Below are 12,968 nucleotides of genomic sequence, written 5' to 3'. Positions count from 1 at the left end.
GGGTCGAAGGCTTCTAGGGTCGATGCCATGGCAGAAATCGGTGTGCTCGGTGGTTCTGGCTTCTACTCGTTCCTGTCCGGGGCACGGCCGGTCGAGGTCGATACGCCGTTCGGGCCACCGAGCGAGCCACCGGTCGTGGGCGAGGTGAACGGACGCGAGGTCGCCTTCATCCCACGGCACGGCGCCGACCATCGCTTCCCACCACATCGGGTCAACTATCGCGCCAATCTCTGGGCCCTGCGCCACCTCGGCGTCCGCCAGGTGCTCGGCCCGTGCGCGGTCGGCTCACTCCGCGCCTCGCTCACCCCCGGGACGCTGGTCGTGCCCGACCAGTACGTCGACCGCACCTGGGGCCGGCCGCACACCGTGTACGACGAAGCGCCGGTCGTCCACGTCTCCGTCGCCGACCCGTACTGCGCCGCCGGCCGCGCCGCTGTGATTGCCTCGGGCAACGGTGAAGTGGTTGCCGAGGGCACCATGGTGGTGATCAACGGGCCACGCTTCTCGACTCGGGCGGAGTCTCGCTGGCATGCCGCACAGGGCTGGTCGGTGGTCGGCATGACCGGTGCGCCCGAGGCGTCGATCGCCCGGGAACTGGCCCTCTGCTACACCTCGGTCGCCGTCGTCACCGACCACGATGCCGGGGTCGAGGCGGGTGGCGGCGTCACCCAGGCGGAGGTGTTCGAGGTGTTCGGCCGCAGTATCGAACGGCTGAAGTCCTTGCTCACCGAGGTGATCGGCCGGCTGCCCAAGGCCGATGAGGACTGCACCTGTAGGCACGCCCTCGACGGCACGGCCGGAGAGGACCTCTGGTGAAGATCCTGCTCACCGGCGGCGCCGGCTTCATCGGGCGGCACGTCCACAAGCAACTGCTGGCGGACGGCCACGAGGTCCGCGTGCTCGACTCGCTGCGCCCGGATGTCCATGTGGTGAAGCCGGTCATCGACGACCTGATCGTCGCCGACATCCGTGATGCCGAGGCGGTGGACCAGGCTGTGCAAAGCGCGGACACCGTCGTGCATCTGGCGGCGAAGGTCGGGCTGGGCGTCGATCTCGACGACATGGACGACTACGTCAGCACCAACAGCCTCGGTACGGCCGTCCTCCTGAAAGCCCTCGGCCGACGGAAGATCCGTCGACTGGTCTACGCCAGCTCGATGGTCGTCTACGGCGAAGGCCACTACGAGTGCGATCGGCACGGCGTGGTGAGCCCCGGGCCTCGCCGGGTGGAGGACCTGGAAGCAGGCCAGTTCGAGCCACCTTGCCCAGTGTGCTTTTCGCCCCTCCGGCCCGGCCTGATCTCCGAGGGTGCGCCGACCGACCCACGCAACACCTACGCCGCCACCAAGCTGCACGGCGAACACCTCGCCGCCACCTGGGCCCGTGAGACCGGCGGCCAGGTCGCCGCGCTCAGATTCCACAACGTCTACGGCCCGGGCATGCCCCGCAACACCCCGTACGCCGGTGTAGCCGCGATCTTCCGCTCGATGCTCGAACGGGGCGAGGCCCCGAAGGTCTACGAGGACGGCGGCCAGCGCCGCGACTTCATCCACGTCGCCGACATCGCCTCAGCCGTCGCAGCAGCGACGATGGCCGACCCCGCGCAGCAGTTCACGGCGTACAACGTCGGCAGCGGAACAGTCCGCACCATCGGCGACCTGGCAACCGAACTCGCTCGTGCCTATGGCGGCCCCGCTCCCGTCGTCACTGGCGCCTACCGCCTGGGCGACGTCCGCCACATCACCGCCTCCTCAGCCCGCCTGCGTGACGAGCTCGGCTGGAAGCCCGACTACGACCTCCGCTCCGGCCTCGCCGACCTCCTCCGCCACGGTTAAGCAGAGCTGGACACTGCGGGGAGGTCGATCTCGAAGGCGCAGCCGCCTTCGACGTTGGCCACGGCGATGCTCCCCGCGTGCGATTCGACGACACCTCGAGCGATCGCCAGGCCGAGCCCGCCGCCTCCGGTGCTGCCGGACGACGGCGTCCGCTGCTCGTCGCCCCGCCAGCCGATGTCGAAGACGCGTTCCAGATCGTCGTCCGGGATGCCGCCGCAACCGTCCGTCACAGCCAGCCGCACCCGGCCGTCCTCGGCTCGATCGACCGTGAGCTTCACCGCGCCGCCTCGCTCGGTATGGCGGATCGCGTTGCCGACCAGGTTCGTGACCGCGCGGGTCAGTTCGTCCGCATCGCCATGCACCGCCAGCCGATCGTCGTCGTCAGGTGTCGACACCGACAGCGCCACGCCTTCGGACCGGGCGTGCTCGCAACTCTCCCCCACCACGTCCTCGGCCAGCTCACGCAGGCTCACGGCCGACCGCCGACGCGGTGGTGGCGCCGTGGACAATCGCGACAGCTCGAACAGGTCGTCCACCAGTCCCGTCATCCGGTCGACCGTTGTTCGCATCTGCCGCAACGCACCCGGTACGTCGTCGACGACGCCGTCCTCCAGGCCTTCGGAGACGGCCCGCAGCCCGGCGAGCGGAGTACGGAGGTCGTGGGACATGAAGGCGACGAGCTCGCGCCTGCTTGCTTCGAGGGCTCGCTCGCGTTCGCGGGAGGCGGCCAGTCGTTGGCGGGTCAGCTCCAGTTCGTCGGTGATCGCGGCCAGCTCCGCGGGGACGGCGGCACGGCCTTCGACCGGCTCGTACGACGTACCGAGCTGCCGCAGGCGTCGCCCGACATCGCGGGAACCGGTGCTGACCCAGTGCCCGAGCAGGACCGACATGGCCAGGCCCAGCAGCCCGGAGAACACCAGCGTCCACAGCACGACGAGCGAGTCGTGGGCCGAGATGAACATCAGCTGGACGCTCTGGGTCACCGCGGCCAGTGCGGCGAGCATCGGGACCAGGCCGGCGACGATCATCGTGATCCGCAGCGACTTGCGCCGGAACCGCCACAGGATCGCGCCGCCGAACAATCCGACCACGAGCGTCCAGCCGGCGGTGATCGCGAAGATCGTGAGCTGGTCGCGGTTCATTCGGCCTCACCCGCGAAGCGGTAGCCGGTCCGCGGCACGGTCAGCACCAGCCGCGGATCGGACGGATCGGTCTCGATCTTCTCCCGGAGCCGTCGGACGTGCACGGTGACGGTCGAGGAATCACCGAAGTCCCAGCCCCAGACCCGCCGGAGCAACTCCGCCTTCGTGTAGGCCTTGCCGGGATGCGCCACCAGGAACGCCAACAGGTCGAACTCGCGATGCGTCAACGCCAGCTCGGTCCCGTCCAGCGTGGCGATCCGGGCCGCGGTGTCCACGACGATCGGACCGGCACTCAGCTTGGTCGGGGTCAGGTCGAGCCCGGCCAGCCGCTCCTCGCGCCGCAGCATCGCCTGCACCCGCAGGGTCAGCTCGCGGGGACTGAAGGGCTTGACCACGTAGTCGTCCGCACCGAACTCCAACCCGACCAGACGATCCTCTTCCTCACCCCGGGCCGACAGCATGATGACTGCCGCTCCGTCATCGGCGGCGCGCATCCGGCGCAGTACCTCCAAACCCGACAGGCCGGGCAGCATCACGTCCAGTACGACGACCGACGGCTTCCACTGCTGCCACACCTCCACTGCCTGGACGCCGTCGGCAACCACGCGGGCGTCGTACCCGGTCTTGGTCAGGTACGCCGAGACGACGTTCGAGACGGTCGGGTCGTCGTCCACTACGAGCACACGAGTAGCCACGGGTCGAGCGTAGATCTTCCGTCCGCCGTACTGCGCGACCTGACGCCGTCTGAGGTGGGACGTAAGCGAGCGGTAGTCGCCCGCGGCCCCGGAAACGTCCCGATCCTCCCTACCGTCGAAGAGTGCCTGATGTCGATCTGATCCTCCCCTGCCTCAACGAGGCGGCCGCGCTGCCCTGGGTGCTTGCCCGGCTCCCGGACGGCGTACGGGCCGTTGTCGCCGACAACGGTTCCACTGACGGCTCTGCCGAGATCGCTGCCGACCTGGGCGCACTAGTGGTGCCTTGCGAGGTCCGTGGGTACGGCGCTGCGTGCCACGCGGGCCTAGAAGCCAGTACTGCGCCAGTGGTCGCCTTCCTCGATGCGGACGCCTCCCTGGACCCGCGTCAGCTCGTCCGGGTGACTGCGCCGGTCCTGGGCGGCCAGATCGACCTCATGCTCGGCAGGCGACGGCCCGTGTCGCGCAGTGTGTGGCCCTGGCACCTACGGCTGGCCAATGCCGAGTTGTCGCGGCGCATACGGCGGCGTACCGGAGTACAGCTTCGTGATCTGGGACCGATGCGGGCAGCGAGGCGAGAGGCCTTGCTGGGCTTGGATCTGCGCGACCGGCGGTCCGGCTATCCCCTGGAGACCGTGGTGAAGGCTGCCGACGCGGGCTGGCGGATCGCTGAGGTCGACGTCGACTACCTGCCCCGCTCCGGCCGCTCCAAGGTCACCGGTACGCCGCTGGGCGCCGCGCGCGCCGTGCTGGACATGTCGAAGGTGCTGTCGGCGTGATCGCGGACACGCTCATCGTGATCGCGAAGGAGCCCGTCGCCGGCCGGGTGAAGACGCGACTCCAGACCGAGTTCACCCCTGCGGAGGCTGCTGCCCTTGCCCGCGCCTCCCTGTCCGACACACTCGCCGCCGTCCGCTCCACTGCGGTGCGGCGACACGTCCTCGCGCTGGACGGCCGGCCCGGGCCCTGGTTACCCGCTGGCTTCCAGGTGGTGGCGCAACGAGGCGACGGCCTGGCAGAGCGGCTCGCGAGTGCGTTTGAGGATGCGTACGCCGGTGCGCCGATGCTGCTGGTGGGGATGGACACTCCGCAGCTGACCAGTGAGCTCCTGTCGGTCGACTGGGGTGAGCACGACGCAGTACTGGGCCTGACCGAGGACGGCGGCTACTGGTGTCTCGGGTTGCGCGAGCCGGACCGTCGCGCGCTGGTCGGCGTACCGATGTCCACTGATCACACTGGTGCCGACCAGCTGACCCGGTTGCGGTTGCTGGGCTACAAGGTCTTGCTCCTGCCGAGGCTGCGAGACATGGACACGCCAGAGGACGCCGCGGCTCTTGCTGCGCGCTTCCCGGATCTGCGGGTATCCCGGTTGCATCGGCGGTTGCAGCACTCGGCATCACCGGCCCTGTTGTTCGAGAAGGCGCTGGGCGGGGCGCGGGTCGTTGCTACCGGCACCGATGGTCAGCGGGTGCCGTCGCTGTGCGAGGTGGATCGCTGGCAGGCACCTGCCGACGAGGTGGATCGGCTGGCCCTCAGCCGGTGCGAGGGGCCGGTGCTCGACATCGGCTGCGGGCCGGGACGAATCGTGACGGCTCTGGCCGAGCGAGGGATCCCCGCGCTGGGCGTGGACATCTCCGCCGAAGCCGTCCTGCTCACGACCAACCGTGGGGCTCCAGCTCTGCGCCGGCCGGTGCAGGAACCGCTGCCGGGCGAGGGCCGCTGGGGCAGCGTGCTGTTGATGGACGGCAACATCGGCATCGGCGGCGCGCCTGAACAACTGCTGCGCCGCTGCGCCGAGCTGGTCCGCCCGGACGGCATGGTCCTGGTCGAGGTCGATCCTGATGACGACTTGGACGACACCGCGCCGATCGTCCTGCACACCTCCGGCGGTCGCCGATCGAAGCCGTTGCCCTGGGCAAGGGTTGGAAGCCGCGCTGTGCTGCGGCACGCGCTGGCCGCCGACCTGCTGGCTACCGAGGACTGGCGCGCCGACAACCGGGCCTTCCTCGCCTTCCGCCGCTCCCCCGCCGCTGCGGCGGCCTACCGATGAGAGGGGTTGCGGGCGGTCTCGTCGCCATTGCTATCTCGGCAGGGGTGGTTGCCGCGGCGGCCGCTGGGTGGTGGCCGAATCTGGTGCTGGTCGTGGGCTGTCTGGTCGTCGGCGGTGTCGGCTGGCTGCTCGTGCGGCGGCCGGCCGGGGCGCACGTAGTACTGGGTGTGGTGGCTGTTGCTGCTCTGTGTCAGGTGCCGGGGCTACTGAGTGCTCCGATCACCAGTACCGACGCCTACCGGTATGTCTGGGATGGGCGGGTGCAGCTGTCGGGGAGTTCGCCGTACTCGCATGTTCCGCTTGCTGATGAGCTGGCAGGGCTGCGCGACCCTGTGCTGTTCCCAGGACTGTCGCCTGCCGATCGCACTGGGGTGACGGGCCCGCCTAGCGTGCCGCACAATCCAGCGGCCGTAGCGGCCCTGTCGGCCGACGACTCACGCACCAGGATCAACCGACCGCGAGTGCCGACCATCTACCCGCCCGTCGCCCAGGCGTACTTCGCGGCGGTAGCGCTCGTCACCCCTTGGTCTGCAGGCACGTTCGGACTCCAGGTAGCCGCCGCAGCACTCGCGGTCGCTTTGACCGCCTTGCTCGCCTTGGAGCTGAAGCGTCGCGACCGCGATCCCCGCTGGGCCTTGCTGTGGGGTTGGTCACCGATCGTGGCGCTGGAGGCCAGTAGCGCCGCCCACGTCGACGTCCTCGCCGCAGTCTTCATAGTCGCCGCTGTCAGCCTCGCCACGCGCCGGCGCCCAGTCCTCGCCGGTCTCCTCCTCGGAGCCGCGGCCGCGACCAAGCTCCTGCCTCTGCTGCTGCTCCCAGCCTTCACCGCCGTACGCCGTCGCGACCTGCGTACACCGTTGGTTGCCGTCGGCACCTTGGCCGCAAGCTACCTGCCGCATCTCCTCGCGGCCGGGGCTTTGGTGATCGGCTTCCTGCCCGGCTACTTGACCCAGGAGGGGTTCTCCGACGGCAGCTCCCGCTCGGCGATTCTCGCGCTGGTATTGCCTCCTGAGGCCCGCCAGCTCGCCGCTGGACTACTCGCCGTCACCCTGGCCGTCCTCGCCCTCCACCGCCACGACCGCGAACCGATCGCTGTCACGTGCTGCTGGCTGTACGGCGCCGCGCTGCTGATCACCACGCCCACCTACCCGTGGTACGGACTGCCCTTGATCGCCCTCGCCGTCCTGGCCAACCGCTTCGAGTGGCTCGTAGTACCGGCCGCCGCGTACCTCGCCTACGCCAGCTTCGGCCACGACGACCGCCAGGGCCTGATCTACCTCACCGCCGCTGTGATGGTCCTCAGCGTGATCACTGTCCGTCACCGACCGGTCCTGCAGAACCGGTTTGACGAACTGGTTGGGGCCCGCCAACACTGATCGGCGTGAGAATCGCATTGGCCAACTCCGCCGACTACGCGGAGCTGCACCCGCACGACCTGCCGCTCAAGGCCGCACTGGAGGCTGCCGGGCTCCACCCGGTGGCCGAGACCTGGAGCGACCCGTCGGTCGACTGGTCCTCGTACGACGCGGTGCTGCTGCGTGCGGTCTGGGACTACCACCGTCGCCATCTGGAGTTCACCGAGTGGCTCGGCCAGCTGGACAAGGCCGGCGTCAAGGTGCTCAACGACAGCGACCTGGTCCGCTGGAACTCGGACAAGCGCTACCTGCTGGAGCTGCGCGAGCGGGGTGTCGCGATCGTGCCGTCGCAGGTGGCAGCCGGTGCGTGCCTGCGCGAGGTCGTCGCCGGGCTGGACGGCCAGGAGATCGTCATCAAGCCGACGGTCAGCGCCACCGCGCACCACACCGTCCGCGGTACTGCGGGCTCCGCCGAGCTCAGCCGGGCGATGGAGGACCTGCCTGAGGACGTCTACCTCGTGCAGCCGTTCCAGCCGGAGATCCAGACCGAGGGTGAGTGGTCGCTGATCTTCTTCGACGGCGAGTTCAGCCACGCGGTCCTGAAGCGCCCGGCAGCTGGTGACTACCGGGTCCAGGACGACTTCGGCGGTACTGCGGAACAGCTCGACCCGCCGGCCGCAGTACTGACCGGGTCGACCGAGGCGCTGGCTGCGGCGAACACCCGCCGCCCGCCGGTCTACGCCCGCGTCGACGGCATCGTTTCGGCCGGCCGCTACCTGCTCATGGAGCTGGAGCTGATCGAGCCCTACCTGTTCCTCCCTGAGGCGCCCGAAGCGAACACCCGCCTCGCCACGGCGGTTGCCAACCGCCTGAGCTGAGCCTGCTTCAGCGGGGGTGGCTGGTGCCGATCAGGAGGGTCACGTCGATCTTCTCGGCGTACGGGGCGTGGCCCTCTAGTGCACGGCCGACCTGCTTGGCGAAGTACGAGCGCTGCTCGAGTGGGGGCAGCAGGTTCACAGGCAGGGCGGAGTAGACGCCACCGATGACGCGGTCGAGATCGAGTACGTCGGAGTACTGGTAGCGGGTCTCGCTCACGGTGAAGCCGGCGGCGGCGAGACTTTCGGCGTACCGGTGGCGACTGGCGTCGTCCGTGCCGCAGGTCGCGGTGACCTCGGAGTCCAGCCAGAGCTCGAGGTGGCGGCGGAGTGCGCGCGACCAGTCGCTGTCCTGCAGCCAGAGCGGTGTGCCGTTGGTGACGACCGCGACCCCGCCGCCGGTGCGGAGCAGTGGGTGGAGCGCGTGGAACAGGGTGTCGTGATCCATCCAGTGCAGCGCCTGGCCGATCGTGACCGCCGCAAGGCAGTTCTTGCCGAGCAGCGTGGCCAGGCTCGGGACATCCGCGTCGGAGCCGACCATCCAGCTGAGGTTGGTCCGGCCGGCCGCCACCCGGCGCGCCTCGGCGAGCATGTCGGGCTCCGGGTCCATGCCGATGACGGCCCGCACCCGCTCCGCGAGCGGCAGGGCCAGCTGCCCGGTGCCGCAGCCCAGGTCGAGCACGACATCGTCCGGGGTCAGCTCGAAGGCCTGGACCAGGCCGTCGATGACCTCAGCCGGGTACCCGCGCCGATAGCGCTGGTAGAACCCGGCCACCTCACCTCCGAACCCCAAGTCCACACCTCCACTGTGTCAGGCCGGGCCTTCAAATCCACGCCCTGGGCTATCGCATGAGACGACGCCGATCGCTGTCCGGGTTCCCGGCCGCGCGCACTAATGTCGGGGCATGCCAAGTCTCGAGGATGTTCGCACTGCCGCCGCGGGGTTGCGGGGGCGGATTCACCGCACGCCGATGGTCGAGTCATCGGCGCTGGACGAGCTGTTCGGCGGGCGGCTCACGCTCAAGGCGGAGCTGTTCCAGAAGACCGGGAGCTTCAAGGTCCGCGGGTTGCTCAACAAAGTGGTCGCTTTGTCTCCGGAGGAACGCGTGCGTGGCGTCATCACCGTGTCGGCCGGGAACGCGGCGGGCGCGTTGGCATGGGCTGCCCGCGACGCCGGCGTACCGGCGACCGTGGTGATGGCGACTACCGCAGTACCGGCCAAGATCGCGGCTGCTCGCGCTTATGGGGCTCGGGTCGAGTTGGTCGACGGCGACCTGATGGGTGCCTACGAGTCGATCCGGGACGAGCGGAAGCTGACCGGCGTCCACCCGTTCGACGACCTCGCGGTGATCACCGGGCACGGCAGCCTCGGGCTGGAGCTGCTCGAGGACCGTCCGGACATCGACACCGTGCTGGTCCCGGTCGGCGGCGGAGGGCTCATCTCGGGCGTCGCGCTCGCGGTCAAACTCCTCAACCCGAGCATCCGCGTGATCGGCGTCGAGCCGGAGAACGCCGACGTGGTCAGTCGCAGCCTGGCCGCGGGTTCACCCCAGAAGCTGCCAACCGCCAAGAGCGTCGCCGACGGCCTCGCCGCGCCCGTCTGCGGCACTCACAACTACGCGATCATCGCGGAGTACGTCGATCAGATGGTGACCGTCAGCGAGACCGCGCTCGTCGAAGCCACCAAGCTCGTCATGTCCCGCACCAAGCTGGCCCTGGAACCGGCCGCGGCGGCACCCTTCGCCGCCCTGCTCGAACAGAAGCTCGAGCTGGGCGGCGGCCTGACCGCCAGCGTGGTCAGCGGCGGCAACCTGGACGTCGCCAAGCTGGCCCTCTGATTCAGGCGTGGGCCGGGTCGAGCTTCCGCGGGGGCAGGTCTGAGGTGACGCCGTCGCTCGGATCATCCACCAGGTCCCCGTGGCGGACCGGGTCCTTCTCCGGCAGCAGGATGTCCCGCGCGACGACCAGCATCAGCCACAACGTTCCGGCCATCCGGAGGACGACGGACAGCCAGTAGATCCGGTCCGGTTCCTCCGGCGAACCGGGCACAAGGAACTGGGCCAGATGCAGCCAGACCATCATCCAGTAGAAGCATTCGCAGGCCTGCCAGATCAGCCAGTCCCGCAGCTTCGGCCGGGCCAGCGCAACCAGCGGCAGCAACCACAGCACGTACTGCGGCGAGTACACCTTGTTGACCAGCAAGAACGCGGCGACCACCAGGAACGCCAGCTGGGCGAACCGCGGCGGCCTCGGCGCCATCAGCCCGAGGATCGCGATCGACAGACACAAGCCGGCGAAGATCACGATATTCAGCTGGTTGACGTCCGCGACCTCGTGCTTGGCGAGCTTCAGCACGTACCAGATCGAGCCGTAGTCGCTCTCGCGTTCGTCGTTGAAGACCCAGAACGACATCCACTCGTTCTTGGCCAGCAGGTAGATCGGCGCGTTCACCAAACCCCAACTGAACGCCGTCGCCACCGCGGCCAGGAACCACTGCCACAGCTTGCGGCCCCGCAAGCAGACGATCAGCAACGGCCCGAGCAGCAGGAACGGATAGAACTTCGCGGCCGTGCCGAGCCCGAGCAGCAGACCGAACCAGATCGGTTTGCCCCGCGACCAGGCATACATCGCCCCCGCGGTCAGCACGACGGCGAACAGGTCCCAGTTGATGGTCGAAGTGAAGGCCAGCACCGGCGCGGCAGCGACGTACAGGGCAACCATCGGCTGGCCACGCGCCCCGCCCGGCCGTCTGGCGACGCCTCGCGCGGTGGCCATGGTCAGCCCGACGAGGAACAGCGCGCAGAGGAACAGCAACGCGACGTTCACGACGAAAAAGACGCCGGCCGTGTCGCGCTTCTGCGCCTCCGTCAGATCCTTCTTCGGGTCGCCGGTGAACACCCAGGTGATCTGGGCCGCGGCCTCCATGAAAGCGCCGGTCAGCACCGGGTACTCCAGCACCGGATAGTTCCCGGTGTCGAGGAACGGCCGGTTACCCTCGGCGAAACCGCGCTCCTGGTACAGATACCCGATATCGGAGTAGCACAGCGCCTTGAACGGCCGCCAGCTCTGCCGATCCCAGCCGGCGTCCATACAGGGCGCCTTCTGCAGCACACCGAGCGCGAACGTGAACGTGCACACCGCAAGCGCGATCCGCAACGGAGTCCACCAGGACGAACTGAGCCGGGCAAACCGGCCCGCCGGACCGCCCAGCCCCACCGTCAACCCCGCAACGGCCGGTTCAACCTCAGGCGGCCGGGACTGCGAGTCCCGGACCCCGCCCGGACCTTCGCCCTGGGCACGTGGTGGCGTCACGGTGGCCATCGTCTCCTATCAGCTCCACCGCCTATCAGGCGGCGCCCGCCAGGTTACCCACGATGTCCACCCCCATGCGTCAGGACACCCATCTACTACGCCCCCACGCCCCCTCCGCCGCTCGCTCCTACGTCGCTCCCCGCTCTGGGCGCTCCCACCCACCCCACCTTTGCCGCTCCTACGTCGCGGCGACACCGATGCGTGGCCGGTGTGTCGCCGATGGAGGCCTCGTTGATTAGCCCCGCGCCCGGCGATGAGCCTGCGACCACATGGGCGCGGGTATGACCGGGTGAGGGGGTGGGCCAGACGGGTGGAGTGGCCGCCACTCCTCGGTCGAGGCTCAAGTGACGCCGGCGGCCGCCGTCGGGACAGGGCCGGACCGGTGCGCTCACAGCTCTGCGCAGTCCGCGCAACCGCACCTACCGTTCGCCACCCTCAGCTCAGCCCTCCCGACCGCGCGCCTCGCCGATGGTGGCCCGAGATCATCAGCTGTGCTGTTCACGAGAGAGCGGCGCTAGCGGTGCGGCAAATCTATCAACGTCCGGCCGTCGGCTGTCACCTCGACGGTCCATTCTGAGAGGTCAGGCTCCCCCGCGGCCTGCCAACGCTGGTAAGCCTGCTCGACCTCGGTCCAGAGGTCTCGCGGGCCGAGCATGATCACCGTTCCGTCCTGGACCTGAGCCCATGACCCGTCGGAGGAATTGAGGATGATGACTTCGTCCTGGCTCCCCCACCAGACGTCGCTGCTCTGCCGCCAGAAATAGAGACCGTAGACCTCGTCCTGGAAAACGGCCGGAGACAGATGCGTCTCGCGATCTTTCATCATCTCGGCCCGCGCCTGATGCTCTTCCAGGGTCAGCTCAGGAAGTTGATGGCCGATATCTGCGAACTCGGCGACCTGCCGAGCGCTCATGAAGTAACCGCGGGGTGGCATCAGTTTCCCGGTGGCGGTCTTGCCGTCTGAGTTCACGGTGAGCTTCAACCAGGCGCCGATATCGGTGTTCGACGGAGGCCGTAGATCGGTGAGGATGACGGCGCCTGGCTTACTCCATCGGATCCAGTCGTAGGGCACGTGATCAACCGCATGGGTCGCTAGGACCCGGTCATGGAGCCGCCCGGCGGGGTCGGTTGCCGGGTGGTATCCGAGGTTGTCGAGCCGTTCCAACGCCTCACGCAGGAGGTCTGGATCGATTTCGATCGTGGTCACGGCCTGATCCCCCAGCAGGTGACAGAGGATCGCGGCGTTGTAGCCAGTGCCGGTGCCGCTTTCCAGGATCGACATGCCCGATTGGACCTCAAGCTCCTCGATCATGTCGGCCATCACCGAGGGCATCGAAGAGGACGAACTCCAGACGAAGCTGTCCGGCTGGCCCTCGACTGGCTTGGTCTGCGTCATCAGTGCCTGATCCGAGTACACGGCGTCGTAGTACTCGGCATCCGACCGGTCTACCTTTCCCTCCCTGACGGCGAAGCCGTTCTCATCGAGCTTGATCCGCAGATAGTCCGGCACGAAGAGGTGACGAGGTACCTCCGTGAATGCCGCTCTGAGGCTGGGGTCAGCCAGGTGTCCCTTCTGCTCCAGGGCGGCAATCAGCTCGCCGGCCCGGCGCTTCCAAGAATCCGGTCCCGCGTCGTTGGTCGTCATCTGATCTCCAGAAGGTCAGCCAGGGCTGCAGTCATCGGCAGCCCGGTCTCCAGTTCGAGCCA

12 protein-coding genes are annotated in these 12,968 nt (G+C 68.7%); 7 read left to right on the top strand and 5 right to left on the bottom strand.

Annotated elements, in window-relative coordinates:
• Positions 1 to 27 precede the first annotated feature (27 nt).
• Entirely contained in the window at positions 28 to 816 is a 789-nt protein-coding gene (locus AB0F51_RS16320; protein WP_360280290.1) for an S-methyl-5'-thioadenosine phosphorylase, read from the top strand.
• Positions 813 to 1,835: an NAD-dependent epimerase/dehydratase family protein gene (locus AB0F51_RS16315; protein WP_360280287.1), complete on the top strand. Its 1,023-nt coding sequence runs from the start codon at positions 813 to 815 to the stop codon at positions 1,833 to 1,835. The genes AB0F51_RS16320 and AB0F51_RS16315 overlap by 4 nt, the downstream gene beginning before the upstream one ends.
• Here the strand turns inward: AB0F51_RS16315 and AB0F51_RS16310 are convergent.
• Positions 1,832 to 2,977 carry a HAMP domain-containing sensor histidine kinase gene (locus tag AB0F51_RS16310; RefSeq protein ID WP_360280285.1) on the bottom strand — a complete coding sequence of 382 codons (1,146 nt, stop codon included), beginning with the start codon at positions 2,975 to 2,977 and terminating at the stop codon, positions 1,832 to 1,834. The two genes, AB0F51_RS16315 and AB0F51_RS16310, sit on opposite strands and share 4 nt — an antisense overlap.
• Positions 2,974 to 3,672, bottom strand: coding sequence for a response regulator transcription factor (locus AB0F51_RS16305; protein ID WP_360280282.1), 699 nt, complete (start codon positions 3,670 to 3,672; stop codon positions 2,974 to 2,976). The genes AB0F51_RS16310 and AB0F51_RS16305 overlap by 4 nt, the downstream gene beginning before the upstream one ends.
• Positions 3,673 to 3,794: 122 nt before the next feature.
• Here AB0F51_RS16305 and AB0F51_RS16300 point away from each other — a divergent pair, with 122 nt between their 5' ends.
• From AB0F51_RS16300 to AB0F51_RS16285, 4 genes are read left to right on the top strand one after another with little or no spacing between them, the layout of a single operon-like run.
• Complete coding sequence (locus AB0F51_RS16300) at positions 3,795 to 4,448, top strand: glycosyltransferase family 2 protein (RefSeq protein ID WP_360280279.1); 654 nt, start codon at positions 3,795 to 3,797, stop codon at positions 4,446 to 4,448.
• Complete coding sequence (locus tag AB0F51_RS16295; protein ID WP_360280276.1) at positions 4,445 to 5,719, top strand: DUF2064 domain-containing protein; 1,275 nt, start codon at positions 4,445 to 4,447, stop codon at positions 5,717 to 5,719. The genes AB0F51_RS16300 and AB0F51_RS16295 overlap by 4 nt, the downstream gene beginning before the upstream one ends.
• Positions 5,716 to 7,095 (top strand): glycosyltransferase 87 family protein, encoded by a 1,380-nt coding sequence (locus AB0F51_RS16290; protein ID WP_360280274.1) that lies wholly within the window; start codon positions 5,716 to 5,718, stop codon positions 7,093 to 7,095. Before AB0F51_RS16295 ends, AB0F51_RS16290 begins: the two co-directional genes overlap by 4 nt.
• Positions 7,096 to 7,100: 5 nt before the next feature.
• The gene (locus AB0F51_RS16285) at positions 7,101 to 7,952 is read left to right on the top strand and encodes a hypothetical protein (RefSeq protein WP_360280271.1); all 852 of its coding nucleotides are present in this window, start codon (positions 7,101 to 7,103) and stop codon (positions 7,950 to 7,952) included.
• A gap of 7 nt (positions 7,953 to 7,959) precedes the next feature.
• On the opposite strand, the gene AB0F51_RS16280 is transcribed toward AB0F51_RS16285, so the two are convergent.
• Positions 7,960 to 8,748 carry a class I SAM-dependent methyltransferase gene (locus AB0F51_RS16280; protein WP_360280269.1) on the bottom strand — a complete coding sequence of 263 codons (789 nt, stop codon included), beginning with the start codon at positions 8,746 to 8,748 and terminating at the stop codon, positions 7,960 to 7,962.
• Between the two features lie 106 nt (positions 8,749 to 8,854).
• On the opposite strand from AB0F51_RS16280, the gene AB0F51_RS16275 reads away from it, so the two are divergent.
• A complete protein-coding gene (locus AB0F51_RS16275) occupies positions 8,855 to 9,787 on the top strand; it encodes a threonine/serine dehydratase (protein WP_360280267.1) in 933 nt (310 codons plus the stop codon).
• A gap of 1 nt (position 9,788) precedes the next feature.
• Here AB0F51_RS16275 and AB0F51_RS16270 read toward each other — a convergent pair whose 3' ends face one another.
• Both AB0F51_RS16270 and AB0F51_RS16265 read right to left on the bottom strand, forming a co-directional pair.
• Positions 9,789 to 11,270: a glycosyltransferase 87 family protein gene (locus tag AB0F51_RS16270; RefSeq protein ID WP_360280264.1), complete on the bottom strand. Its 1,482-nt coding sequence runs from the start codon at positions 11,268 to 11,270 to the stop codon at positions 9,789 to 9,791.
• 505 nt (positions 11,271 to 11,775) lie between these two features.
• Entirely contained in the window at positions 11,776 to 12,906 is a 1,131-nt protein-coding gene (locus tag AB0F51_RS16265; RefSeq protein WP_360280262.1) for a hypothetical protein, read from the bottom strand.
• Positions 12,907 to 12,968 lie beyond the last annotated feature (62 nt).

This window comes from Kribbella sp. NPDC023855, assembly GCF_040639475.1.
GTDB lineage: Bacteria > Actinomycetota > Actinomycetes > Propionibacteriales > Kribbellaceae > Kribbella.
The sequence above is the reverse complement of the archived record's forward strand: the minus strand, read 5'-3'. Positions and strand labels throughout refer to the sequence as shown.

What these genes read in the sequence shown, in the direction of transcription:
- AB0F51_RS16320 (WP_360280290.1), top strand. Translation starts at nt 28, where the DNA reads ATGGCAGAAATCGGTGTGCTCGGTGGTTCTGGCTTCTACTCGTTCCTG.
- AB0F51_RS16290 (WP_360280274.1), top strand. Translation starts at nt 5,716, where the DNA reads ATGAGAGGGGTTGCGGGCGGTCTCGTCGCCATTGCTATCTCGGCAGGG.
- AB0F51_RS16310 (WP_360280285.1), bottom strand. Translation starts at nt 2,977, where the DNA reads ATGAACCGCGACCAGCTCACGATCTTCGCGATCACCGCCGGCTGGACG.
- AB0F51_RS16270 (WP_360280264.1), bottom strand. Translation starts at nt 11,270, where the DNA reads ATGGCCACCGTGACGCCACCACGTGCCCAGGGCGAAGGTCCGGGCGGG.
- AB0F51_RS16275 (WP_360280267.1), top strand. Translation starts at nt 8,855, where the DNA reads ATGCCAAGTCTCGAGGATGTTCGCACTGCCGCCGCGGGGTTGCGGGGG.
- AB0F51_RS16265 (WP_360280262.1), bottom strand. Translation starts at nt 12,906, where the DNA reads ATGACGACCAACGACGCGGGACCGGATTCTTGGAAGCGCCGGGCCGGC.